This window comes from Pseudomonas sp. NPDC089547 (assembly GCF_050280665.1).
Classification (GTDB): Bacteria; Pseudomonadota; Gammaproteobacteria; order Pseudomonadales; family Pseudomonadaceae; genus Aquipseudomonas.
This window is the reverse complement of record NZ_JBNNVS010000033.1, coordinates 24,404-48,214: the sequence shown is the minus strand read 5'-3', so window position 1 is coordinate 48,214 and position 23,811 is coordinate 24,404. Positions and strand designations below refer to the sequence as shown.

Below are 23,811 nucleotides of genomic sequence, written 5' to 3'. Positions count from 1 at the left end.
GTTGGATCGACAGATGAGCAAGCAAGTAGTGGTGGTCGGTGGCGGGGTGATCGGCCTGCTGACGGCGTTCAACCTGGCGGCCAAGGTCGGCCAGGTGGTGGTGTGTGACCAGGGTGAAGTCGGCCGTGAGTCGTCGTGGGCCGGTGGTGGCATTGTTTCGCCGCTGTACCCGTGGCGCTACAGCCCGGCAGTGACCGCCCTGGCGCACTGGTCGCAGGATTTTTATCCACAGCTGGGCGAGCGCTTGTTCGCCAGCACCGGCGTCGACCCCGAAGTGCACACCACGGGCCTGTACTGGCTTGACCTGGATGACGAAGCCGAAGCGCTGGCCTGGGCCGAGCGTGAGCAGCGGCCACTGAGTGCAGTGGATATCTCGGCGGCCTACGACGCGGTGCCGGTTCTGGGCCCTGGCTTCAAGCGCGCCATCTACATGGCTGGTGTGGCCAACGTGCGCAACCCGCGCCTGGTGAAGTCGCTGAAAGCGGCGCTGCTGGCATTGCCGAACGTGACATTGCGCGAGCATTGCCAGATTACCGGCTTCGTTCAGCAGGGCGGGCGTGTGACCGGTGTGCAGATGGCCGATGGCGTGCTGGCGGCGGATGAGGTGGTGCTCAGTGCGGGGGCCTGGAGTGGCGACCTGCTGAAAACCCTTGGTCTTGAACTGCCGGTTGAGCCGGTGAAGGGCCAGATGATCCTGTTCAAGTGCGCCGAGGACTTTTTGCCGAGCATGGTGCTGGCCAAGGGGCGTTATGCGATCCCACGGCGTGATGGGCACATTCTGGTGGGCAGCACGCTGGAGCATGCCGGGTATGACAAGACCCCGACCGGTGATGCGCTGGAAAGCCTGAAGGCATCGGCGGTGGAATTGTTGCCAGAGCTTGAAGGGGCCACGGTGGTGGGGCATTGGGCCGGGCTGCGGCCGGGGTCGCCGGAGGGTATTCCTTATATAGGGCCGGTGCCGGGGCATGCGGGGTTGTGGCTGAACTGCGGGCATTACCGCAACGGCCTGGTGCTGGCGCCGGCTTCGTGCCAGCTGTTTACCGATTTGCTGACCGGCGCCGAGCCGATCATCGACCCGGCGCCCTATGCCCCAGCGGGGCGCCTGGGCTGAGAATGCCGGGGCCGCTTTGCGGCCCTATCGCGACACAAGGCCGCTCCTACAAAGAATACGCGATCCCCTGTAGGAGCGGCCTTGTGTCGCGATAGGGCTGCAAAGCAGCCCCAGCATGTCAACGCGGTGCCTGCAGGTGCCGGCTTGGGTAATGCTGCTCATACACCTTGCACACCCGCAGCACCTGCTGATCGGCAAAGCGCCCGGCCACCACTTGCAGCCCCACCGGCAACCCCTCGCGAGTGAACCCGCACGGCACCGAAGCTGCCGGCTGCTGGGTGAGATTGAAGGGGTAACTGAACGGCGTCCACTCCATCCACTGCGCCATCCCCGACCCAGGCGGCACATTGTGGCCTGCCTCGAACGCCGCCAACGGCAACATCGGCGACACCAGCACGTCATAGCGCTGGTGGAAGGCATTCATCTTCGCGATCAGATCTGCCCGAGCCTCCAGCGCCTGGGTGTATTCGCTCAGGCTGATCTGTGCACCTTGCTCCGCAATCCAGCGCAACCCTGGGTCGAGCACTGCCCGTTGTTCACCGCTGAGTGCACTGGCCAGCCGCGCCGCGCCCGCAAACCACAGGGTATTGAAGGCTTCCAGCGGGTCGCCGAAGCCGGGGTCGACTTCCTCAACCTGCGCGCCCAGCCGCGCCAGGCGCTGCACTGCCTGGGCCACCAGTGCCTGGACCTGCGGGTCGACTTGCACGTAACCGAAGTTGGCGCTGTAGGCGATCCGCAGGCCGCTCAGGTCTTGCTCCTGACCCAGCCACGGCGCTTGCCGTGGCGCCCCGGCCAGGCCGTCTCGTGCGTCGGGCCGGGCCACGCAGTCGAGCATCAGCACCGAGTCGTCCACGGTGCGCGTCATCGGCCCCAGATGCGACAACACCGTCATGGCGCTGGCTGGCCATTGCGGTACGTAACCGAAGGTTGGTTTGATCCCGAAGGTGCCGGTAAAGGCACAGGGGATGCGGATCGAGCCACCCGCATCGCTGCCCTGGTGCAGCACGCCCAGGTTCAGCGCGGCGGCGGCGGCCGCGCCACCTGACGAGCCGCCTGCGGTCAGGCGGGTATCCCAGGGGTTGCGGGTAATGCCATACAGCGGGTTGTCTGTCACGCCTTTCCAGCCGAACTCCGGCGTGGTGGTCTTGCCCACCAGCACCGCGCCGGCTTCGCGCATGAAGGCGCTGAAGGGCGCATCAATGTCCCAAGGGCCTGCACCCGAGGTCGTACGCGAACCTTTGCGTGTGGGCATGCCGCGGGTCAGGGTCAGGTCCTTGATCGAGGCCGGTACGCCGTCCAGCCGGCCACAGGGCTCGCCACGTTGCCAGCGCTGTTCGCTGGCGCGGGCGGCGGCGCGGGCACCTTCGCCGTCGACATGGCAGTAGGCGTTGACTGCCGGGTTGTGCAGGTCGATGCGCGCCAGCACATCGTCCACGACTTCTACCGGGGACAGTTGGCGCCGCTGGTAGAGGTCGAGCAGTTCGACGGCGGTGAACTCGCCAATCGCGGTTTTCTGGGTCATCTCAACGGGCTCCCGGGTTGGCGGCCTGGAACATGGCGCGCAGCAGCACGTCGCAGCCATCGGCCAAGTCCTGTGGCGCTGCGTTTTCGATTTCGTTGTGGCTGATGCCACCCTCGCACGGCACGAATATCATCCCGGCCGGGCCCAGTTCGGCAAGGAAGATAGCGTCGTGGCCGGCGCCGCTGACAATGTCCATGTGGCTCAGGCCCAGCTCGCGCGCGCCCTGACGCACGGCGTCCACGCATTGCTCGGCGAAGTACAGGGGTGGGAAGTCGGCGGTCGGCGTCAGCTCAAAACTCAGCCCGTGCTTTATCGTGCTGGCCTCGATGGCTGCGCGCACTTCGCTGACCATGGCAGCGAGGTGCTCGGGGTCGAGGTGGCGCAGGTCGATGGTCATGTGTACCTGGCCGGGGATGACGTTGCGCGAACCCGGGTGCAGCGTCAGGCAGCCGACCGTGCCGCAGGCGTGCGGCTGGTGGGCGTGGGCCACGCGGTTGATGGCTACCACTACCTCGGCCGCGCCGACCAGGGCGTCTTTGCGCAGGTGCATCGGAGTAGGGCCGGCGTGCGCCTCGACACCGCTCAGCACCAGGTCGAACCATTTCTGCCCTAGGCAGCCTTGTACCACGCCGATGGTGGTGCGCTGGTCCTCCAGTACCGGGCCTTGCTCGATGTGCGCTTCAAAGTAGGCACCCACAGCATGCCCGGTGGGCACACGCGGGCCGGCGTAGCCGATGCGTTGCAGCTCGGCGCCGACCGACAGGCCCTGGTCGTCGACCTTGTCCAGGGTTTCCTGCAGGCCGAACTTACCGGCGAACACGCCCGAACCCATCATGCAGGGCGGGAAGCGCGAGCCTTCTTCGTTGGTCCACACCACCACTTCCAGCGGGGCCTCTGTGGTCAGCTTGAGGTCGTTGAGGGTGCGGATCACCTCCAGGCCGGCCATGACGCCGTAGCAGCCATCGAACTTGCCACCGGTAGGTTGGGTATCGATGTGGCTGCCGGTCATTACCGGTGGCAGGGCAGGGTTGCGACCGGGGCGGCGGGCGAAGATGTTGCCGATGGCGTCGATGCTGACGGTGCAGCCGGCTTCTTCGCACCAGCGCACGAACAGGTCGCGGGCCTGGCGGTCGAGGTCGGTCAGGGCAAGGCGGCACACGCCGCCCTTGGCGGTGGCGCCGAGCCGGGCCAGGTCCATCAGTGATTGCCACAGGCGTTCGCGGCTGACCAGTGAGCCTTGGCCTAGCATGTGCTGCGATGGATCGATGCGGGTGTTCATGGTTCATCTCTCCTGAAATTACTGGGTTGCTTGTGCCGGCCTCTTCGCGGGCTTGCCCGCTCCCACAGGTACTGCGCAGTTCTGAGGGAATTGATGCCCCTGTGGGAGCGGGCGAGCCCGCGAAGAGGCCGGCGCAGGTAAACAAGCTCGCTATCAGGCGCTAAGGGCCAGGTAACGGTTCTTGATCCTCGGGTCCTCACGGAACTGCGCCGCACTGCCCTGATAGGCAACCCGACCCTGCTCCAGCACGTAATGGCGGTCAGCAAGTGCATCGCAGACCATCAGGTTCTGCTCCACCAGCAGGATCGACAGGCCTTCCTCCTTGATCCGCCGCAAGATCTTCACCAGTTCATCAACAATGACCGGTGCCAGGCCTTCGGTCGGTTCGTCGAGAATCAACAGCTTGGGGTCATTGAGCAGGGCACGGGCGATGGCCAGCATCTGCTGCTCGCCGCCGGATAACGCGAAGCCGCCGTTGCTGCGCCTTTCCTGAAGCCTTGGAAACATGGCGTACACGTCCCCCAGCTGCCAGCGGCTACCCTTGCGCAGGGCAATCTTCAGGTTTTCCTCCACGCTGAGCTGGCGGAAGATGCCGCGGTGCTCCGGCACCAAGGCAATGCCCAGCCGGGCGATATCGAATATTTCGCGGCCGACCAGTTGCTGGCCGTTGAAGCTGATTTGCCCCTGACGAGGTCGGACAATGCCGAGGATGCTGCGCAGGGTGGTGGTCTTGCCGGCACCGTTGCGCCCCAGCAGGGTCACCAGCTCGCCGCTTTCAACCTTCAGCGACACGCCTTCGAGCACGTGGCTTTTGTCGTAGTAGGAGTGGATCGAATCGACGTTGAGCATCAGGCGGCCTCTCCAAGGTAGGCGGTGCGCACGCGCTCGTCGTTGCGCACCTGTTCAGGGGTACCTTCAACCAGGATCTGGCCGTGGCTCATCACGGTGATGCGCTGGCTGATCGACATGACGATGCTCATGTTGTGCTCGATCAGCAGCACGGTATGGTCGCGACCCAGGTCGCTGATCAGGTCGGTCATCACCGGAATGTCGTCGATGCCCATACCCGAGGTGGGCTCGTCGAGCATCAACAAGGTGGGTTGCGCACAGATCGACATGCCCACCTCCAGCACCCGTTGCTGGCCGTGCGACAGCTCGCCAGCCAGGGTGTCGGCACGGGCGGTGAGCTTGAGGCGCTCCAGTACCTGGTCGGCGGTGTTCCAGTGGCTGCGCTTGTGCTCTACGCTGCGCCAGAAGTTCAGCGCGCCCAGGCCATCGCGGCCCTGGGCGGCCAGGCGCAGGTTTTCGCGTACCGACAGGTTCTGGAACAGGCTGGTCAGCTGAAACGACCGCGCCATGCCCAGCGCCACTCGCCCATGGGAAGGTTTGCGAATGATGTCCTTGCCGTTGAACAGGATCTTGCCGCCAGTGGCCTGGCGCTCGCCGGTCAGGCAGTGGAACAGGCTGGTCTTGCCGGCGCCATTAGGGCCGATGACCGTGTGGATGGTGCCGGCGCGGACTTTCAGGTCCACACCTGCAACCGCCTTGAACGGCCCGTAGGCCAGTTCCAGCTGACGGGTTTCCAGGAGGTAGTCGCTCATCACAGGGTCTCCTTGGCTTTGGCCTGGGGCTTGTCGTTGGTGTTGCGCATTGCCAGCAGGCGCTTGCCCAGTTCAGCCAGGCCACCCCACAGGCCACCACGCATGAACACCACCACCAGGATCAGGATCACCCCCAGCAGCATCAGCCAGCGCGGCCATAGCTCAGACAGCACATCGCCGAGCATCACGATGGCACCGGCCCCCAGCAGCGAGCCGAACAGCGAGCCTGTACCGCCGACAATGGTCATGATCAGGATGTTTTCACTCATCATCAGGTCGATGTTCGACAGCGGCGCAAAGTGCAGCAGCATGGCGTACAGCGCCCCGGCGATACCGGTGATGGCGCCCGACAGCATGAACACCAGGATCTTGAAGTGGCGGGTGTCGTAGCCGATGGCGGCAGCGCGGGTTTCGTTTTCACGGATCGCCAGCAGCGTGCTGCCGAACGGCGAGCGGATCACCCGCAGGGCACCGGCGAAGATCAGCAGGAACAGCACCGCGACAAACACGTAGAAGTGCCGCGGATCGGCCAGGTCGACCAGCACGTGGCCGGCGATTTCGATATTTGGCCGCGGTACGTCGAGCAGGCCGTTGTCACCGCCGGTCCAGCCGCTGAGGGTGTAGGCCAGGAAGTAGGCCATCTGGCTGAAGGCCAGGGTCAGCATGACGAAGTAGATGCCCGTGCGGCGGATCGCCAGGGCGCCTACCAACAGCGCAAGGAAGGCGCCGAACACGGCTGCGCCCAGCAGTGCGGCGAACATGCCCCACTGCAGGTGGATCATCAGCAGCGCTGCGCCATAGGCGCCCACGCCAAAGAAGATACCCTGGCCGAACGACAGCAGGCCGGTGTAGCCCAGCAGCAGGTTGCAGGCCAGCGCCGCCAGGGCAAAGATCAGGATCTCGGTGGCCAGGGTGGCCGACGGTAGCACCAGCGGCAGCGCCACCAGGCTGGCGACAACCAGCAACAGCAGCGCTGGTGCGCGGCCCTTGGCCAGGGGCAATGGGTTTTTATCGCTCATCTCAAGCTCTCCCGAACAGGCCATAGGGGCGGACCAGAATCACCGCAGCCATGGCGCCGTAGATCATCAGGCTGGCGCCTTGCGGCCAGAGGCTGGTCATCATGCTTTGCACCACACCCACCAAAAGCCCGCCGACCAGTGCGCCGCCGAACGAGCCCATGCCGCCGATCACCACCACCACGAAGGCTATGCCGAGGATTTCCGGGCCGACGAACGGCTGGGCACCGCGCAGTGGCGCGAACAGCACACCGGCTACGCCGGCCAGGCCTACGCCCAAGGCGAAAGTCAGGGAGAACAGGCGGAAGATATTGGTGCCCAGCAGCGACACGGTTTCGGTGCTTTCGCTGCCGGCCCGCACCAAAGCGCCGAAGCGGGTGCGCTCCAGCAGCAGCCACAGGCCAAGGCCGATCAACGCGGCGAAACCGATCAGGAACAGGCGGTAATAGGGGTAGATGAAGTCACCAAGTATCAGCACCCCGCGCAGCTCCGGCGGTACGGCAATGTTCTTGCCCACCGGCCCCCAGATCAGCACCGAGGCTTCCTGGATGATCAGCGCGATGCCGAGGGTGACCAGGATCTGGAAGGTGTGTGGCAGGTGGTAGATGCGCTTGATCAACAGGCGCTCCACCACCCAGGCCAGCGCGGCCACCACCAGGGGTGCTATGAGCAGTGCCAGCCAGAAGTTGCCGGTGATGGCCACGGCGGTGTAGCACAGGTAGGCCCCCAGCAAGAAGAACGCGCCGTGGGCGAAGTTGACGAAGTTGAGCAGGCCGAAAATGATTGTGAGGCCCACGGCGATGAGGAAGTAGATCATCCCCAGGCCCAGGCCGTTGAGCAATTGGAACAGGTACAAATCGAGCATGAGCGTGCCCTCGACAGCGCGCGGCGCGGCTGCCTGTACGAGTGTCTGTTTTCAGCGCCGGGGCTTCAGGCCAGGGCGCAACCGGTGTGGTCGACCTCTACGAACGAACGGCCCGAGCTGATGACTTCGGCCAGGTCGTCCTCGTCGCGCATCTGCCCCTGGGGCTTGCCGCGCAGCAGGTAGTAATCCTTGAGCACCTGGTGGTCGCCCGGGCGGATCAGCTCTTCGCCGGTCGGGCCCTGGAAGCGCATGCCCTGCAACGCCGCAGACACGGCGGCGCCGTCCAGGCTGCCGGCCTTGACGATGGCTTCGAGCATGACCTTGGTGCCGATGTAGTCAGCGGCCAGCGGGTAGTTGGGGTTGATGCCGTAGGCTTTGCGGGTGGCGGCAACCAGTTGCTGGTTCAGCGGGGTATCGACCTGGTGCCAGTACTGTGCGCCCAGATACACGCCTTCGAGCACGTCGCTGCCCAGCTCCTGGAACTGGTCGAGGCCGGCCGACCACACCATCAGCACTTTCATGCGGTCCTTGATACCGAAGTTGACCGCCTGGCGCAGGGCGTTGGAGGCCTGGCTGCCGAAGTTGAGCAGTACCAGCACGTCCGGTTTGGCGGCGATGGCGTTGGTCAGGTAGCCGGAGAACTCCTGCTCTTGCAGCGAGTGGTAGCTGTTGCCGATGTGTTCCACGCCCAGTTCGGTGAACACCTTGCGTGCGTTGTCCAGCAGGGCATCGCCGAACACATATTGCGGGGTGATGGTGTACCAGCGCTTGGCCTGCGGCAGCTGGCGGATCATCGGCACCAGGGTTTCGCGGATGGCGCCGTAAGTGGGCACCGACCAGCGGAAGGTCGAGGCGTTGCAGTCCTTGCCGGTGATTTCGTCGGCGCCGACCGGGGTCATGAACACGCCGCCGGCCTTGTGGATTTCCTTCGACACCGCCAGTGCCGAGGACGACAAGGTGCAGCCCTGGAAGAAGCGTGCGCCATCCTGGCCGATGGCTTCCTGCACCTTGCGCACGGCCTTGCCGGCGTTGCCTTCGGTGTCGATGACTTTGTACTTGAGCGGCTGGCCGAGCAGTTGTGGGTACTCGGCAATGGCCAGGCGCGAGCCCATGTCGGCGTACCTGCCGTAGCTGGCGAAGGCGCCCGACATGGACTTGAGGCCATAGAAGGTCAGCGGTTGGTCGGCGAATGCCCGGTGCGCTCCCAGCGGGAGGCTACCTAGGGCACCCAGGGCAAGGCCTGCCTTGAGCAGGGTACGTCTTTGCATGAGTAACTCCTTGGTTGTGGTTATTAGGCAGGAGTGGCAATGACAAAGCGGGTACGGCCGGGCCTGTGTGCAGGCCTCTTTCCAGGCGCATCAGTGGTGGTGGTTGAACTCCAGCAGGAAGTTACGGGCAACCTCGCCTTCCAGCGCGGTCATGTGGTGTTCGGCGTCGCACATGTGCTCGTGCATCAACCGGCGTACGGCGGGTTCGTCGCTGGCGCGCAAGGCCGTCAGCAGTTGCTTGTGGTAATCGATGTTGGCGGCCGCGAATTGCTGGCGCTTGGGCAGGTAGGCCTTTTTCAGCACCACCAGGTCGCGCAGCAGGTCGTTGAGGAACACCGCCATGAAGCGCAGCAACGGGTTGGGGCAACGGTCGGCCAGCAGGGTGTGGAACTCCAGTTCGGCCAAGCGCTGCTCGCGCTGGCCTTCTTCGCTGTCTTCCGGCGCGCTGCAGAAATCGATATTGGCTTGCAGCGCGGCATAGTCGGCTTCGCTCAGCTTGCCCATGACCGATACCGCCAGCTCAACCTCGATGACCTTGCGCAGCTGGTACACCTGCTCGCCATCCAGGTGCTGGAAGTGCAGGTAGTTGCGTAGCGCGCGGCTGGCCGGCTCGGTGCCCACTTCATTGAGATAGGCACCGCCTGTCGGCCCGGTGCGTGTGCTGACCAGGCCCTCGACTTCAAGCGCCTTGAGCGCTTCGCGGGCAGTGCCCTTGGAGCATTCGAAGTGCTCCATCAGTTCGCGTTCGGTGGGTAGGCGATCGCCCGGGTGCAGCGCCTCGGTGACGATCGAGCGCTTGACCGATTCGACGATCAGATCGGACAGCTTCTGGCGCTTGCGTTTGGGTTTGAGCATTTCGCTATTTTTCATATTTATGCGGATAAATAGGATTTAGCGAGTTTTGGTGGGAGGGGTCAATGCTGGAGGAGGGGGAGAGGTCGTAAATGATGCGAAAGGGTCGGGGAGGGATAAGCAGGCTGGTACATCTGTGGGAGCGGGCGTGCCCGCGAACACCGGCGCAGCCGGTGCCATTCACCGCGTTGAATTCTTCGCGGGCACGCCCGCTCCCACAGAGACCGTGTCGCTCTTACAAGTTCAGTTTTGGCGGCCGGGGCCTTGCTGAAGGTGGGCCTGGCTGCAATACCACTCTTTGCCCTGCTGCAGCGCCCGGTCGTTGGGCAGGTGCACGCCGCAATGAGCGCAGCGCACCATCTGCAGCGGCGCATCCAGCTTTGCCTCGGGGTGTGACTGTTGGCTGACTTTGAACTTGCGCCACAGCCAGAACGCGGCGGCGATCAGGGCGATCCAGAAAAGTAGGCGAACCATGGTGTCCAGCTTGTCGGTTGAATAAACCGACAGTCTAGGGCGCGGCCAATAAAAAAGGGAGGCCCATGGCCTCCCTTTCATTCACCGCTGTGTATCAGTCAAACATGCCAAAGGTCATGTAGCTGAACCAGGAGCGGTCTTTCTCGGCTTCTTTCGGGCCTTCCGGCACGATCGGGTCGCCATTCTCGTCCTTCGGCAGCAGCTCTTGCGGCATCTCGTCACGCGCGTCCTGGAACTGCTTGACCACGTCCTGGTTGGCGCGGGTTTCGCCCGGCGGCAGCGGGGTATCAGTCTCGATCAGGCCCAGAGTGGCCTTGGACAGCCAGCCGCGGCCGTCAGACTCGGTCTGCTTGGGCTGGAACTCGCCATCGACCAGGCTTGGGTGGTCCGGGTAGTTGAGCTTGAGGGTTTCCAGGCTGCTGGCGGCCAGTTCGTCCAGGTGCATCTTCTGGTACGACTCGACCATCACCGCCAGGCCGTCGCCGACCGATGGGGTTTCCTGGAAGTTTTCGACCACGTAGCGGCCACGGTTGGCGGCGGCCACATAAGCCTGGCGGCTCAGGTAGTAGTCGGCCACGTGGATTTCATACGAGGCCAGCAGGTTGCGCAGGTAGATCATGCGCTGCTTGGCGTCTGGCGCGTAGCGGCTGTTGGGGAAGCGGCTGGTCAGCTGGGCAAACTCGTTGTACGAGTCGCGGGCGGCACCCGGGTCACGCTTGGTCATGTCCAGCGGCAGGAAGCGCGCCAGCAGGCCACGGTCCTGGTCGAACGAGGTCAGGCCTTTGAGGTAGTAGGCGTAGTCGACGTTCGGGTGCTGCGGGTGCAGGCGGATGAAGCGCTCGGCCGCCGACTTGGCAGCCTCGGGCTCGGAGTTCTTGTAGTTGGCGTAGATCAGCTCGAGCTGCGCCTGGTCGGCATAGCGGCCGAACGGGTAGCGCGACTCCAGGGCCTTGAGCTTGTTCACGGCGCTGGTGTAGCTGGAGTTGTCCAGGTCAGCTTGCGCCTGCTGGTACAGCTCGGCTTCGCTGAGGTTCTCGTCAATGACCTCTTTATTGGAGGAACAGGCCGCGGTAAGCCCGAGGATGGCGATCAGCAGCAGGTGTTTCACTTGCATGGCGGCTTGCGTCCCTTTGACGGCCGCTGTCTTGGGCGGTGCCGTCCTGTTATGATGAGCGCCCCGGCCAACCCCGGGACAAAAGAAGCCGTATTTAACCACAAGCTCGCAGCCGAAACCAAAGGCTGTGCGCCCGCCGAATCGAGCATGTCCGAGATCATTCAACTTAGCGCAGAGGTACCGTCCGATCTGGGCGGTCAACGCCTCGACCAGGTCGCCGCCCAATTGTTCGCCGAGTACTCGCGTTCGCGGCTTACTACGTGGATCAAAGAAGGCCGCCTGACGGTCGATGGCGCCGTCGTGCGCCCTCGCGATACCGTCTATGGTGGCTCTGTCCTGGCTCTGCAGGCCGAACAGGAAGCCCAGGGCGAGTGGATCGCAGAAGACATCGAGCTGGATATCGTCTTTGAGGACGAGCATATCCTGGTGATCAACAAGCCAGCAGGCCTGGTTGTACACCCGGCCGCCGGCCATGCCAGCGGTACCCTGCTCAATGCGCTGCTGCACCACGTGCCAGACATCATCAACGTACCGCGTGCCGGTATCGTTCATCGCCTGGATAAAGACACCACGGGCCTGATGGTAGTGGCCAAGACCTTGCAGGCGCAGACCAAGCTGGTTGAGCAAATGCAAGCCCGCAAGGTCAGCCGCATCTACGAGTGCATCGTGATTGGCGTGGTGACCTCCGGTGGCAAGATCGATGCACCTATCGGGCGCCACGGCGGCATGCGCCAGCGCATGGCCGTTACCGACGGCGGCAAGCCGGCGGTCAGCCATTACCGCGTCCTCAAGCGCTTCCGCTCGCACACGCACGTGCGGGTCAAGCTGGAAACCGGCCGTACCCACCAGATTCGCGTGCACATGGCCCATGTTGGTTTCCCGCTGGTCGGCGACCAGACGTACGGTGGGCGCTTCCGCATTCCGCCGGCTGCCAGCCCAACCATGGTCGAGGCGGTGAAGACCTTCCCTCGCCAGGCACTGCACGCGCGTTTCCTTGCGTTGGCCCACCCGATTACCGGTGAAGTCATGAAGTGGGAGTCGCCACTGCCGGATGACTTCCTCTGGCTGCTGACGCTGCTGAACGAAGACCGCGAGAGCTTTATCGGATGAGCGGCCTGACGCAGTCGCTGCTGTTCCCCGACTGGCCGGCCCCGGCCTCGGTTCGCGCCTGCGTCACCACCCGTCAGGGCGGCGTCAGCCTGCCGCCCTACCAAACCTTCAACCTTGGCGACCATGTAGGGGATGACCCCGCAGCAGTGGCCGAGAACCGTCTACGACTGAGCAGCGAATTCGACATCCAGCCGGCCTGGCTCAAGCAGGTGCATGGGCTGGTAGTGGCCGATGCCGACCCGGCCGTGGTGGCCGAGGCCGACGCCAGCTGGACCGACCAGCCGGGCATTGCCTGCACTGTGATGACTGCCGATTGCCTGCCTGCGCTGTTCTGCGACCGGGCGGGCACTCGTGTGGCAGCGGCGCATGCCGGCTGGCGCGGGTTGGCCGGTGGCGTGCTGGAAGCCACGCTGGACCGCCTGGCGCTGGCGCCAGAAGAGGTGCTGGTGTGGCTGGGCCCGGCCATCGGCCCGCAGGCTTTCGAAGTAGGGCTGGAGGTGCGTGATGCCTTTACGGCAGTGCACCCTGAAGCGGCACGGGCCTTTGTCGAAGGTGAGCGGCCGGGCAAGCTGATGGCCGACATCTATGAGCTGGCGCGCATTCGCCTGGCGGCCCGTGGGGTGACGGCTGTTTATGGCTGTGGCTTGTGCACGGTCAGCGACGAGCGGTTCTTCTCCTATCGCCGTACCCCGCAGGGTGGGCGGTTTGCTTCCCTGGTGTGGCTGGATCCTCGCTAGCCTGTACCGGCCCTTTCGCGGGCTCGCCCGCTCCCACACGTACTGCATCGCTCTCAGGGCCTGTGACGATCCTGTGGGAGCGGGCATGCCCGCGAACGGCCCCCCGCCAATCCAACAGGTTGACCCCGGTCAACCCCGCTACGCTTGAATCTTCCAGAATCAGCCTTATCTATAAGGTCATCTCAGGCAGGTTTCTTTATAAACAGGCGCTGTCCATCGCTCCGACCTGCCCTTTAAAGGAAGGTACACCATGCGAATAGACCGTTTGACCAGCAAGCTGCAACTTGCAATATCCGATGCTCAATCCCTGGCCGTAGGCATGGACCACCCTGCCATCGAGCCCGTGCACCTGCTACAGGCACTGCTTGAACAGCAGGGCGGTTCGATCAAGCCGCTGCTGATGCAGGTAGGCTTCGACATCAACAGCCTGCGCCAGGCACTGGTGAAAGAACTCGACCAGCTGCCAAAAATCCAGAACCCCACCGGCGACGTGAACATGTCGCAGGACCTGGCGCGCCTGCTTAACCAGGCCGACCGACTGGCCCAGCAGAAGGGCGACCAGTTCATTTCCAGCGAACTGGTAGTGCTGGCCGCCATGGACGAGAACAGCAAGCTCGGCAAACTGCTGCTGAGCCAGGGCGTGACCAAGAAGGCCCTGGAAAACGCCATCAACAACCTGCGTGGCGGTGCGGCAGTGAATGACGCCAATGCAGAAGAGTCGCGCCAGGCCCTGGACAAATACACCGTCGACCTGACCAAGCGTGCCGAAGAAGGCAAGCTGGACCCGGTGATCGGCCGTGACGACGAAATCCGCCGTACCGTGCAGGTGCTGCAACGCCGTACCAAGAACAACCCGGTGCTGATCGGTGAACCTGGCGTGGGTAAAACCGCCATCGCCGAAGGCCTGGCCCAGCGCATCATCAATGGTGAAGTGCCCGATGGCCTCAAAGGCAAGCGCCTGCTGGCGCTGGACATGGGGGCGCTGATTGCCGGTGCCAAGTACCGTGGCGAGTTCGAAGAGCGCCTGAAGTCGCTGCTGAACGAACTGTCCAAGCAGGAAGGCCAGATCATCCTGTTCATCGACGAACTGCACACCATGGTCGGCGCCGGCAAAGGCGAGGGCGCCATGGACGCCGGCAACATGCTCAAGCCGGCCCTGGCTCGCGGTGAGCTGCACTGTGTGGGTGCTACCACGCTGAACGAGTACCGCCAGTTCATCGAGAAGGACGCCGCCCTGGAGCGCCGCTTCCAGAAAGTGCTGGTAGAAGAGCCGAGCGAAGAAGACACCATCGCCATCCTGCGTGGCCTGAAAGAGCGTTATGAAGTGCACCACAAGGTGGCCATCACCGACGGCGCCATTATCGCTGCGGCCAAGCTCAGCCACCGCTACATCACCGACCGCCAGCTGCCGGACAAGGCAATTGACCTGATCGACGAAGCGGCCAGCCGCATCCGCATGGAGATCGACTCCAAGCCCGAGGTGCTGGACCGCCTTGATCGCCGCCTGATCCAGCTGAAGGTGGAGTCGCAGGCGCTGAAGAAAGAAGAAGACGAAGCGGCAAAAAAACGCCTTGAGAAGCTGACCGAGGAAATCGAGCGGCTGGAGCGTGAATATTCCGACCTGGAAGAGATCTGGGCTTCGGAAAAGGCCGAAGTGCAGGGCTCTGCGCAGATCCAGCAAAAGATCGAGCAGGCCCGTCAGGAGCTGGAAGCTGCCCGTCGCAAAGGCGACCTGAGCCGCATGGCCGAGCTGCAGTACGGGGTAATCCCGGACCTGGAGCGCAGCCTGCAGATGGTCGACCAGCACGGCAAGACCGACAACCAGTTGCTGCGCAACAAGGTGACCGAGGAAGAAATTGCCGAAGTGGTGTCGAAGTGGACCGGCATCCCCGTGGCCAAGATGCTTGAAGGCGAGCGCGAAAAACTGCTGAAGATGGAAGAACTGCTGCACCAGCGCGTGATCGGCCAGGGCGAGGCGGTAACCGCCGTAGCCAACGCCGTACGCCGCTCGCGTGCCGGGCTGTCCGACCCGAACCGGCCAAGTGGTTCGTTCCTGTTCCTCGGCCCGACCGGCGTGGGCAAGACCGAGCTGTGCAAGGCGCTGGCCGAGTTCCTGTTCGACACCGAAGAGGCGATGGTGCGCATCGACATGTCCGAGTTCATGGAGAAACACTCCGTGGCTCGCCTGATCGGTGCCCCACCAGGGTATGTAGGGTATGAAGAGGGCGGTTACCTGACCGAGGCCGTACGGCGCAAGCCTTACTCGGTGGTGCTGCTGGACGAGGTGGAGAAGGCCCACCCGGATGTGTTCAACGTGCTGTTGCAGGTGCTGGAAGACGGCCGCCTGACTGACAGCCACGGGCGCACGGTGGACTTCCGCAACACCGTGATCGTGATGACTTCCAACCTGGGGTCGGCGCAGATCCAGGAACTGGTGGGTGACCGCGAGGCGCAACGCGCGGCGGTGATGGATGCGGTGGGTGCGCACTTCCGTCCGGAGTTCATCAACCGTATCGACGAAGTGGTGGTGTTCGAGCCACTGGGCCGCGAGCAGATTGCCGGCATTACCGAAATCCAGCTGGGCCGCCTGCGCAGCCGTTTGCTGGAACGCGAACTGTCGCTGAGCTTGAGCCCTGAGGCGTTGGACAAGCTGATTGCCGTGGGTTACGACCCGGTTTACGGCGCACGGCCGCTGAAACGGGCCATCCAGCGCTGGATTGAAAACCCGCTGGCGCAGCTGATTCTGGCAGGCAAGTTCCTGCCGGGTTCGGCGATCACCGCCAAGGTGGAAGGCGACGAAATCGTCTTTGGCTGATCTGCTTCACCAAGAGCCCCGCATTTGCGGGGCTTTTTTATGCCTGGTTGCCTGCACTGGCTTCTTCGCGGGCATGCCCGCTCCCACAGGGTTTGTGCAAATTTCGAGGGCAACACCGTACCTGTGGGAGCGGGCGAGCCCGCGAAGAGGCCTGCACAGCCCCAGCAATTCCGGGCCTTTGCAGGCTATCTTGATAACTCGCTGAAATTTTTGAAATTTTTGCTTGCATCAAAAAACGAGTGCCCCTAATATACGCCGCGTTGTCAGGCACTAAGCGAATCACCAGCAATATCGGTGACCGCAAAACAACTTACAAATCAGTAAGTTGAATGAAAAAAAGTGGTTGACAAGCAAAACGAAGAATGTAGAATAGCCGGCCTCAGCAGCGACAACGCGAAAGCAGCGAAGCTAAAGAGTCCGAAGCGAACACACTCTTCGGAGTAGCAAATCGGAAAGTAGTACCGAAGTTCAGTTCCGCGATAGCTCAGTCGGTAGAGCAAATGACTGTTAATCATTGGGTCCCTGGTTCGAGTCCAGGTCGCGGAGCCATCTCGGGGTGTAGCGCAGTCCGGTAGCGCGCCTGCTTTGGGAGCAGGATGTCAGGAGTTCGAATCCCCTCACCCCGACCATTTTCCGGGTCGTTAGCTCAGTTGGTAGAGCAGTTGGCTTTTAACCAATTGGTCGTAGGTTCGAATCCTACACGACCCACCATGTAGAAAAGGGCATCTCCAGTTGAGATGCCCTTTTTTTTGAAAGACCCGGGGTGTAGCGCAGTCCGGTAGCGCGCCTGCTTTGGGAGCAGGATGTCAGGAGTTCGAATCCCCTCACCCCGACCATTTTTGGGTCGTTAGCTCAGTTGGTAGAGCAGTTGGCTTTTAACCAATTGGTCGTAGGTTCGAATCCTACACGACCCACCATGAACAAAGGGCATCTCGCATGAGATGCCCTTTTTCTTTGCCTCGGATTTATCCTGGCAGATCCTTGGGCCTGCTTCGCAGGCCTTTCGCGACACAAGGCCGCTCCTACAGGTGTCGGCGCATGGCAAATACTGCGCGGTCTCGTGTAGGAGCGGCCTTGTGTCGCGAAAGGGGCGCAAAGCGCCCCCAGCAATCTTCAGTGCAGCTTCAATCGCGGCTCAGTGCCCCGGCCAATCTTGCTCCCCAGCATCATCAACGCCGTGCGGAAGAACCCGTACAACGCCATCTGGTGCATGCGGTACAGCGACACGTAGAACATCCGCGCCAGCCAGCCTTCCAGCTTAACGCTGCCCATCAAGTTACCCATCAGGTTGCCCACCGCCGAGAAGCGCGACAGCGACACCAGCGAGCCGTAGTCCTTGTACTCGTAAGTTGGCAGCGCCTTGTTCTCCAGGCGCGCCTTCAGGCTTTGCGCCAGCATCGAAGCCTGCTGGTGCGCGGCTTGGGCGCGTGGCGGCACGTTGCGGTCGCTGCCTGGTTGCGGGCAAGCGGCGCAATCGCCAAAGGCAAAGATGTTGTCATCGCGGGTGGTCTGCAGGGTAGGGCGCACGACCAGCTGGTTGATGCGGTTGGTTTCCAGGCCATCGATGTCCTTCAGGAAACCCGGCGCGCGAATACCAGCCGCCCACACTTTCAGGCTGGCCTGGATCACTTCACCATCCTTGGTTTTCAGGCCATCCTCGGTCACTTCACTGACCGCAGCGTTGGTCATCACCTTCACGCCGAGTTTTTCCAGGGTCTTGTGCACCGGCACGCTGATGCGCTCTGGCAGCGCTGGCAGCACGCGAGGGCCCGCCTCGATGATAGTGATGTGCATGTCCTTGGGCTGGATGCGGTCCAGGCCATAGGCTGCCAGCTCGTGTGCGGCGTGGTGCAGTTCGGCCGCCAGTTCCACACCGGTGGCACCGGCGCCGACGATGGCGACGCTGATTTTTTCGCTGGCCACGTCGCCGGCATGGGCGCGCAGGTAGTGGTTCAGCAGCTGCTGGTGGAAACGCTCGGCCTGCTTGCGGGTGTCCAGGAACAGGCAGTGCTGCGCCGCGCCCAGGGTACCGAAGTCGTTGGTGTTGGAGCCCACGGCAATGACCAGGGTGTCGTAACCCAAGGTGCGCGCAGGCAGCAGTTCGCGGCCATCTTCATCGAGGGTGGCGGCCAGCTGGATCTGCTTGCCTTCACGGTCCAGGCCGCTCATGCGCCCCAGCTGGAAATTGAAATGGTTCCACTTGGCCTGGGCCACGTAGTTCAGTTCGTCTTCCGAGGAGTTCAGCGAGCCGGCAGCCACTTCGTGCAGCAGGGGCTTCCAGATGTGCGTGAGGTTGGCGTCGACCAGGGTGATTTCGGCCTGCTTGCGCTTGCCCAGGCTTTTACCCAGGCGGGTCGCCAGTTCCAGGCCGCCGGCGCCGCCGCCGACAATCACGATGCGATGAGTCATGGGGATATCTCATAAGGTTTACGGAATTCGTGGCCCAGGGGGCCGGCCGCAAACTGCACGAGGGGAGGGCGAGCGCAAAGCAGCTCATAGCACCAGTCCACTCAGCAGGCGGCTGATAAGACCCAACCCGATGGTTACGGCCACCACCAGCGCAAGGAGCAGCCACGGCCGGAAGGGCCTGCGCTCGACCTGGTGCTGGGGGGCTCGCAGATACTCATCGACACGACGCTGATCTTCAGGATTCAGGCGGCTGGTCATGGTGGGGCCTCGTCAGGTAGACGTCTGTGACTGCGCAAACGCTACAGCGTTCGCGCAAGGGCTTGAAACAAATGATAATGCTTTCTATCCCCGGCGCCGAGTGTACGCCATCGCAAACACTCGGTGCAGTGGATCAAAGACTGATGCCTACATCAAATACAATGCTGCGCCCCAGGTTGCCGCGCAGAAAATCCGAGGCGTCGGGGTGGGCAAACAGCACCCGGGCAAAGGTCGGCCCCACCAGCGACAACGAGCGCCAGCCCTGGCGCAGGTATTCGGTGGGCGGGGGGAAATGGGTGTTGAGGTCGAGCACTTCGCGCTTCAGGCTGGAAAAGGCGATGATGTCCAGCTCATTCAGCTCCAGGCCGCGTTCCCGGTAATTGTGCGCCTTTTTACGCAAGGTCGGCGCCAGGCGCCCCAGCAGCTCGGTGGCACTGATGCGCCGCGGGCGTGCTTCACGGCGCACCAGTTGCGCCAGGGAAAACGCACTGCGCCGGCGCTGCAACTCTTCGCGCCATTCATCGTTGAGCCGGCGGCCCTCGTCCAGCACAAAAAACACCTCGAACGCTGCGTCGCGGAACAACACGTCTGGCGGCTCTTGCCCGGCCGGGGTGAAGTCTTCGCTGCGATAGGGAATGTTCAACCCCTGCAAAAGGCGCTGGCACACCCAACGCTCCCGTTCCCACTTGCGGGCGTTGGAGAGAAAGGCATTGGCTTGTTCGGCCTGGATGGTAAGCAGGCGCAGGTAGTCTGAGTCATCCATGCCAAGAAGCTTAGCCGCTAATCGATGACGGTAAGATGCTGTTCAAGCGTGGGAATCAGCCAGCACCGGCCATCACTGCTTCCTGCATCGTACGAGGGCGCCAGCCTGACGCAGCCGAAGCAATGGCAGAATGGGTATAGACTTGATTTAACCCACATGGCAGCAAGGGGTATTGTTCAGGTGATCAGCGCGCAGGTGTTGTCCGGCACCACCCTTACCCTTGGCTGGCTGGGTTATGTGCCGCTGTTGGTGTGGGCGGTCAGCCGCGTGCGCTGGGTTGAGCTGTTTACCGACCGCCGCCGCCAGCACCTGTTGTTTGGCACCGTGTTTTGCCTGTTTGCGCTGTGGTTGGTCAGGCGTGATTTCGATACCGGGGTGTCGTACCACTTTATCGGCATGACGGCGGTTACCCTGTTGCTGGACTGGCCGTTGGCGGTGCTGGGTGGGTTCATGGCCCAGCTCGGTTTGCTGGCATTGGGGCGGCAGGACCTGGCGGCGCTAGGGGTGAATGGCTTGTTGCTGGTGGGCTTGCCGGTGCTGGTTACCGAGGTGTGCGCGATAGTGGTCGAACGGGCGCAGCCGCGGAACCTGTTCGTTTATATCTTCTGTTCGGGGTTCTTCCCCGCAGCGCTGACCGTGCTGGTTTGCGTGCCTGCGGCGCTAGGGTTGCTGTGGCTGGATGGGCGCTTTGCCATGCCGGAGTGGCTCAGCGACTTTGTCGGTTACCTGTGGCTGATGATGTTCCCCGAGGCGTTCATCAACGGCATGGTGATCAGTGCGCTGGTGGTGTTTTGCCCGGAGTGGCTGGAAACGTTCAACCGCACGCGGTATTTGCAGGCGCCTTGGAAGGAAGATGAGAGGTAAAGCCCTGCAGGTTACGGGGGCCTTGTAGGAGCGGCCTTGTGTCGCGAAAGGGCTGCGCAGCAGCCCCGGCGATCTCTGCATTGGCGCTAAAATCGGGGGCCGCGTTGCGGCCCATCGCGACACAAGGCCGCTCCTACAGGTACCACGTCAGTCTTGAGGTTTGTGAAGGACATTGCAGGAGCGGTTTTATCCGCGAGGCGGCCAGCACAGCCACTGTGTCAATGGATCAATGCCGCGGTTCCAGGTCCCCCGAATACAGCTCATCCTCAGACTCTTCAGCCCCCGGAATCTTGTGTTCCTCAGCCGCCCAGGCCCCCAGGTCGATCAGCTTGCAACGGTCTGAACAAAACGGCCGGAACGCGCTTTTTTCGCTCCATTCCACAGGTGCGCCACAAGTCGGGCAGTCGACGGTCAATGGCTGGCTCATGGCTGGCCTCCTTTCAATGTCAGGTAAAAGTGGTGCAGGCGATCAATCTGCTCGTGCAGCGCGGCCAGGTCGCCGTCATTGACCACCACATCATCGGCATGACGCAGGCGCTCATCACGGGCCAACTGGGCCTGCAAAATGGCCTGCACCTGCTCGGCACTGGTGTTGTCCCGCGCCAGGGTACGGGCTATTTGCAGCTCCTGCGGCGCATCGATCACCAGCACGCGCTGGGTCTTATGGTATTGCCCCGACTCGATCAGCAACGGCGACACATATACCGCGTATGGCGACTGTGCCTTGGCCAGATAGCTGAAAATCTCCTGCCCGATCAGCGGGTGCAGCAGTTGCTCCAGCCATTTGCGGTGCGCCGGGTCGGCGAAGATCAGCTGGCGCAGGGCGGCGCGGTCGAGCTGGCCGTCCGCCTGCAGCACGCCAGGGCCGAAACGCTCGACGATGCTGGCCAAGGCCGGGCGGCCAGGTTCAACCACCCAACGGGCTGCCTGGTCGGCGTCGACCAGGTGCACGCCAAGCTCGACAAAGCGCTCGGCAGCGGCGCTCTTGCCGCTACCAATGCCGCCGGTGAGGCCGAGAATCCACGGGGTAAAGGCTGCAGTGGCCATCAGTATCCAAGCAGTTGCATGTAAGAGGCGACTATTTCATCACCCCAGAGCACAGCAATCCACCCCGCAATCGCCAGATAAGGCCCGAACGGCATCGCAGTGCCCATGGCATGCCGACGTAAACGCAGCAGGCACAGGCCAACCAGCGCCCCCACCACCGACGACAACAGCAGCGTCAACGGCAACACCTGCCAGCCACCCCAGGCCCCGATCAGCGCCATCAACTTGAAGTCGCCATAGCCCATGCCTTCCTTGCCGGTGACCAGCTTGAACAGCCAGTACACCGACCACAGGCTGAGGTACCCGGCCACCGCGCCCCACAACGCGTCGGTCAACGGCACATAAAGGCCGAAGGCGTTCACGATCAGCCCCAGCCACAGCATCGGCAGCACTAGCACATCCGGTAACAGCTGGTGCTCGGCATCGATCAGGCTCAGCGCCAGCAGGCACCAGGTGAGCGGCAGTGCCAGCAAGGCCTCGGCCGAAGCGCCAAAGCGCCACGCCACCACCAGCGAAAGAAGCGCGCTGGCGACTTCGACCACCGGGTAGCGCGGGCTGATGCGGGTTTTGCAGGATGAACAGCGCCCTCGCAACGCCAGGTAACTAATGACCGGAATATTCTCCCAGGCGCGAATCTGATGCGCACACTGCGGGCAGCGGGAGGCCGGCAGGCACAGGTCGAACCGTTCATGTTGCGCAACCGGCAGCCCCAGTACCTCCTGGGCCTCACGCTGCCATTGCCGTTCCAGCATGATCGGCAGCCGATACACCAACACATTGAGAAAGCTGCCCACCAGCAGGCCCAGCAGCGTGGCCAAGGTGAGGAAGTACGCCGGCTGCTCAGCCAGCAAAGTCCATAAAGTCATGTTCAGATCAAACTACCCAACTGGAAGATCGGCAGGTACATCGCCACCACCAGGCCACCGACCAGCACGCCCAGGATCAGCACGATGGCCGGCTCCAGCAGGCTGGTCAACTGGTCCAGCGCCTGGCTGACCTGTTCCTCGTAATGGCTGGCGGCCTTTTCCAGCATCTGGTCCAGTGTGCCGCTGGATTCACCGATGGCGGTCAGTTGCACCAGCAGCGGCGGAAACAGCGGCTCAGCCGCCATCGCCACGTTCAGCCCCTGCCCATTGGCCATGCCCTGGCGCAAGCGCAACACCGCCTGCTCGTGCAGGTCGCCCCCGGTTACACCAGCCACCGTACCCAGTGCATCAAGCAACGGCACCCCGGCACCGTAGGCGGTTGCCAGGCTGCGCGCGAACCGCGCCAGTGCTGCCTGCCCCAGCAACTTGCCGAACACAGGTAATGCCAGCACGCGTCGAGATACCCACAGCCGTGCTGGCGCATGCTGCCGGTAAAGCTGGCGCACGGCAAAACCTAGCACCACCCCCATCGCCAGCAACAGCGGCGCAAACCGACTCAGCCCTGTGGACAAGTCGATCACCCACTGGGTAAAGGCTGGCAACGCAGCGCCCAGGCCCGAGAACATGCTCTCGAATTTGGGGATAACCTCCAGCAACAAGATCGCCGACACCCCCAACCCGGTAAGCAACAACAGCAGCGGGTAGATCATCGCCTTGCGCACCTTCTTGTGCAGCGCCCGCCGGTTTTCCAGCATGTCCGCCAGTTGCTCCAGCTGCCGATCAAGCGTGCCAGACTGCTCGCCCACCCGCACCTGGTTGCAATACAACGCATCGAACCACGCGGGGTGACGCTGCAACGCATCCGCCAGCCCCAGGCCCGAAGCCACATCCTGTTTCAATCTTTGCAGCAACGCCGCCTGCGCCGCATCGCAGCCACTGCGCCCCATCACCTCGAACGCCTGCAACAGCGGCACCCCGGCCTTGAGCAAGGTCGCCAATTGCCGGCTGAACCCCGCCGGGTCAGCCTTCGCCCGTTGCTTGGGCAGGCTGAGTTTCAGCCCACTGGCCGGGCGCAAACTGGCCACCGTGATGCCCTGGCGAATCAGCCCCGCACGCACATAAGCCGGGCTGCGCCCGGGTGTTTGGCCACTGACCGGCGTGCCGTTGGCGTCAGTGCCGTGCCAGCTGTAAAGGTGTGTGGATGAAGTCATGCAAAGGTCCTTTTTGTGCCCGTACGACAAGCCTGGAAACAGCTTGCCGCGTCCATGCAGGGGCGTACGTCCGTGATGCTCACTAGAGTAGTTCAGCGAAGATGACGCCCAAGCGGGCAGGGGTGACAAAAGGTGTCTGTTCAGGCCTACTGCGCCGCTGCCGCATGGGGCGCGACCGACCTCAATGCGTAAGCGAACACACAAGGGAAATACGTTCATGAAAGGGCAACGCGGTATCACCCTGATCGAACTGATGATCGCCATCGCGATCATCGGCATTCTGACCACCATCGCCTTACCGATGTACACCAACCACCAGGCCCGCGCGAAAGCCGCGGCAGGGTTGCTGGAGATCAGCGCGCTGAAGACGGCGATGGATTTGCGGTTGAATGACGGGAAAGACGTGGCGGATGTGGCAGCGCTGGGTGGCCAGCCGAAGACGACGCATTGTGCGATTACCGCGAGCGGCAAGGCGGCGGATGGCACCGCAAGCATTGCGTGCACGCTGGTGGACGCGCCGGCCAATGTGATGGGCAAGTCACTGACCCTGACGCGCTCGGCCAGCGGGTGGGCGTGTACTACCGATATTGAGGAAGACCTGGCGCCCAAGGGGTGCAAAGGGGCCTGAG

Annotated in this window: 23 protein-coding genes and 5 tRNA genes; 11 read left to right on the top strand and 17 right to left on the bottom strand. The window is 63.1% G+C overall.

Features of this window, described 5'->3' with window-relative positions; translation table 11 throughout:
- Positions 1 to 13 precede the first annotated feature (13 nt).
- On the top strand, positions 14 to 1,111 hold the full coding sequence (thiO, locus tag ACQKPZ_RS20445; RefSeq protein ID WP_427541559.1) for a glycine oxidase ThiO: 1,098 nt from the start codon (positions 14 to 16) through the stop codon (positions 1,109 to 1,111).
- 118 nt (positions 1,112 to 1,229) lie between these two features.
- Here thiO and ACQKPZ_RS20440 read toward each other — a convergent pair whose 3' ends face one another.
- The 10 genes from ACQKPZ_RS20440 to ACQKPZ_RS20395 form a co-directional block, all read right to left on the bottom strand.
- Positions 1,230 to 2,633, bottom strand: coding sequence for an amidase (locus tag ACQKPZ_RS20440; RefSeq protein ID WP_427541556.1), 1,404 nt, complete (start codon positions 2,631 to 2,633; stop codon positions 1,230 to 1,232).
- Between the two features lies 1 nt (position 2,634).
- Positions 2,635 to 3,912, bottom strand: a complete 1,278-nt coding sequence (locus ACQKPZ_RS20435; protein ID WP_427541553.1) for a Zn-dependent hydrolase — start codon at positions 3,910 to 3,912, stop codon at positions 2,635 to 2,637.
- Positions 3,913 to 4,065: 153 nt separating this feature from the next.
- Complete coding sequence (locus ACQKPZ_RS20430) at positions 4,066 to 4,761, bottom strand: ABC transporter ATP-binding protein (protein ID WP_427541550.1); 696 nt, start codon at positions 4,759 to 4,761, stop codon at positions 4,066 to 4,068.
- Complete coding sequence (locus ACQKPZ_RS20425; protein WP_427541547.1) at positions 4,761 to 5,513, bottom strand: ABC transporter ATP-binding protein; 753 nt, start codon at positions 5,511 to 5,513, stop codon at positions 4,761 to 4,763. The genes ACQKPZ_RS20430 and ACQKPZ_RS20425 overlap by 1 nt, the downstream gene beginning before the upstream one ends.
- Positions 5,513 to 6,532, bottom strand: coding sequence for a branched-chain amino acid ABC transporter permease (locus tag ACQKPZ_RS20420; RefSeq protein ID WP_427541539.1), 1,020 nt, complete (start codon positions 6,530 to 6,532; stop codon positions 5,513 to 5,515). The genes ACQKPZ_RS20425 and ACQKPZ_RS20420 overlap by 1 nt, the downstream gene beginning before the upstream one ends.
- Before the next feature lies 1 nt (position 6,533).
- The gene (locus ACQKPZ_RS20415) at positions 6,534 to 7,394 is read right to left on the bottom strand and encodes a branched-chain amino acid ABC transporter permease (RefSeq protein WP_391132383.1); all 861 of its coding nucleotides are present in this window, start codon (positions 7,392 to 7,394) and stop codon (positions 6,534 to 6,536) included.
- Positions 7,395 to 7,459: 65 nt separating this feature from the next.
- On the bottom strand, positions 7,460 to 8,662 hold the full coding sequence (locus ACQKPZ_RS20410; RefSeq protein ID WP_427541536.1) for an ABC transporter substrate-binding protein: 1,203 nt from the start codon (positions 8,660 to 8,662) through the stop codon (positions 7,460 to 7,462).
- Between the two features lie 90 nt (positions 8,663 to 8,752).
- Positions 8,753 to 9,517: a FadR/GntR family transcriptional regulator gene (locus tag ACQKPZ_RS20405; RefSeq protein WP_427541533.1), complete on the bottom strand. Its 765-nt coding sequence runs from the start codon at positions 9,515 to 9,517 to the stop codon at positions 8,753 to 8,755.
- Positions 9,518 to 9,757: 240 nt separating this feature from the next.
- Positions 9,758 to 9,988 carry a PP0621 family protein gene (locus tag ACQKPZ_RS20400; RefSeq protein WP_019473253.1) on the bottom strand — a complete coding sequence of 77 codons (231 nt, stop codon included), beginning with the start codon at positions 9,986 to 9,988 and terminating at the stop codon, positions 9,758 to 9,760.
- Between the two features lie 94 nt (positions 9,989 to 10,082).
- A complete protein-coding gene (locus tag ACQKPZ_RS20395; protein WP_427541530.1) occupies positions 10,083 to 11,102 on the bottom strand; it encodes an outer membrane protein assembly factor BamD in 1,020 nt (339 codons plus the stop codon).
- A gap of 147 nt (positions 11,103 to 11,249) precedes the next feature.
- On the opposite strand from ACQKPZ_RS20395, the gene rluD reads away from it, so the two are divergent.
- From rluD to ACQKPZ_RS20355, 8 genes are all read left to right on the top strand, one after another.
- Positions 11,250 to 12,212: a 23S rRNA pseudouridine(1911/1915/1917) synthase RluD gene (gene rluD / locus ACQKPZ_RS20390; protein WP_427541527.1), complete on the top strand. Its 963-nt coding sequence runs from the start codon at positions 11,250 to 11,252 to the stop codon at positions 12,210 to 12,212.
- The gene (gene pgeF / locus ACQKPZ_RS20385) at positions 12,209 to 12,949 is read left to right on the top strand and encodes a peptidoglycan editing factor PgeF (protein ID WP_427541524.1); all 741 of its coding nucleotides are present in this window, start codon (positions 12,209 to 12,211) and stop codon (positions 12,947 to 12,949) included. Before rluD ends, pgeF begins: the two co-directional genes overlap by 4 nt.
- Before the next feature lie 250 nt (positions 12,950 to 13,199).
- Entirely contained in the window at positions 13,200 to 15,764 is a 2,565-nt protein-coding gene (gene clpB, locus ACQKPZ_RS20380; protein WP_427541521.1) for an ATP-dependent chaperone ClpB, read from the top strand.
- A 473-nt stretch (positions 15,765 to 16,237) separates the two neighbouring features.
- Positions 16,238 to 16,313 (top strand) — tRNA-Asn (locus tag ACQKPZ_RS20375).
- A 3-nt stretch (positions 16,314 to 16,316) separates the two neighbouring features.
- A tRNA-Pro gene (locus ACQKPZ_RS20370) sits at positions 16,317 to 16,393 on the top strand.
- A gap of 6 nt (positions 16,394 to 16,399) precedes the next feature.
- Positions 16,400 to 16,475: transfer RNA gene (locus tag ACQKPZ_RS20365), tRNA-Lys, on the top strand.
- Positions 16,476 to 16,523: 48 nt separating this feature from the next.
- Positions 16,524 to 16,600 (top strand) — tRNA-Pro (locus tag ACQKPZ_RS20360).
- A gap of 5 nt (positions 16,601 to 16,605) precedes the next feature.
- Positions 16,606 to 16,681 (top strand) — tRNA-Lys (locus ACQKPZ_RS20355).
- Positions 16,682 to 16,877: 196 nt separating this feature from the next.
- On the opposite strand, the gene ACQKPZ_RS20350 is transcribed toward ACQKPZ_RS20355, so the two are convergent.
- From ACQKPZ_RS20350 to ACQKPZ_RS20340, 3 genes are all read right to left on the bottom strand, one after another.
- Positions 16,878 to 18,173, bottom strand: a complete 1,296-nt coding sequence (locus ACQKPZ_RS20350) for an NAD(P)/FAD-dependent oxidoreductase (protein ID WP_427541518.1) — start codon at positions 18,171 to 18,173, stop codon at positions 16,878 to 16,880.
- Positions 18,174 to 18,257: 84 nt separating this feature from the next.
- Positions 18,258 to 18,431, bottom strand: a complete 174-nt coding sequence (locus ACQKPZ_RS20345; RefSeq protein WP_144170447.1) for a DUF3094 domain-containing protein — start codon at positions 18,429 to 18,431, stop codon at positions 18,258 to 18,260.
- A 133-nt stretch (positions 18,432 to 18,564) separates the two neighbouring features.
- Complete coding sequence (locus tag ACQKPZ_RS20340; RefSeq protein ID WP_427541515.1) at positions 18,565 to 19,194, bottom strand: DUF1780 domain-containing protein; 630 nt, start codon at positions 19,192 to 19,194, stop codon at positions 18,565 to 18,567.
- 156 nt (positions 19,195 to 19,350) lie between these two features.
- Between ACQKPZ_RS20340 and ACQKPZ_RS20335 the strand changes: the two genes are divergently transcribed.
- The gene (locus ACQKPZ_RS20335; RefSeq protein ID WP_391132363.1) at positions 19,351 to 20,058 is read left to right on the top strand and encodes an energy-coupling factor ABC transporter permease; all 708 of its coding nucleotides are present in this window, start codon (positions 19,351 to 19,353) and stop codon (positions 20,056 to 20,058) included.
- Between the two features lie 226 nt (positions 20,059 to 20,284).
- Here the strand turns inward: ACQKPZ_RS20335 and yacG are convergent, their stop codons facing one another.
- From yacG to ACQKPZ_RS20315, 4 genes are read right to left on the bottom strand one after another with little or no spacing between them, the layout of a single operon-like run.
- Complete coding sequence (gene yacG, locus ACQKPZ_RS20330) at positions 20,285 to 20,485, bottom strand: DNA gyrase inhibitor YacG (RefSeq protein ID WP_391132361.1); 201 nt, start codon at positions 20,483 to 20,485, stop codon at positions 20,285 to 20,287.
- A complete protein-coding gene (gene coaE / locus ACQKPZ_RS20325) occupies positions 20,482 to 21,105 on the bottom strand; it encodes a dephospho-CoA kinase (protein WP_427541512.1) in 624 nt (207 codons plus the stop codon). The genes yacG and coaE overlap by 4 nt, the downstream gene beginning before the upstream one ends.
- A complete protein-coding gene (locus tag ACQKPZ_RS20320) occupies positions 21,105 to 21,971 on the bottom strand; it encodes a prepilin peptidase (protein WP_427541509.1) in 867 nt (288 codons plus the stop codon). The genes coaE and ACQKPZ_RS20320 overlap by 1 nt, the downstream gene beginning before the upstream one ends.
- A gap of 2 nt (positions 21,972 to 21,973) precedes the next feature.
- A complete protein-coding gene (locus ACQKPZ_RS20315) occupies positions 21,974 to 23,182 on the bottom strand; it encodes a type II secretion system F family protein (RefSeq protein ID WP_427541506.1) in 1,209 nt (402 codons plus the stop codon).
- Between the two features lie 217 nt (positions 23,183 to 23,399).
- Between ACQKPZ_RS20315 and ACQKPZ_RS20310 the strand changes: the two genes are divergently transcribed.
- On the top strand, positions 23,400 to 23,810 hold the full coding sequence (locus tag ACQKPZ_RS20310; protein WP_427541503.1) for a pilin: 411 nt from the start codon (positions 23,400 to 23,402) through the stop codon (positions 23,808 to 23,810).
- Position 23,811 lies beyond the last annotated feature (1 nt).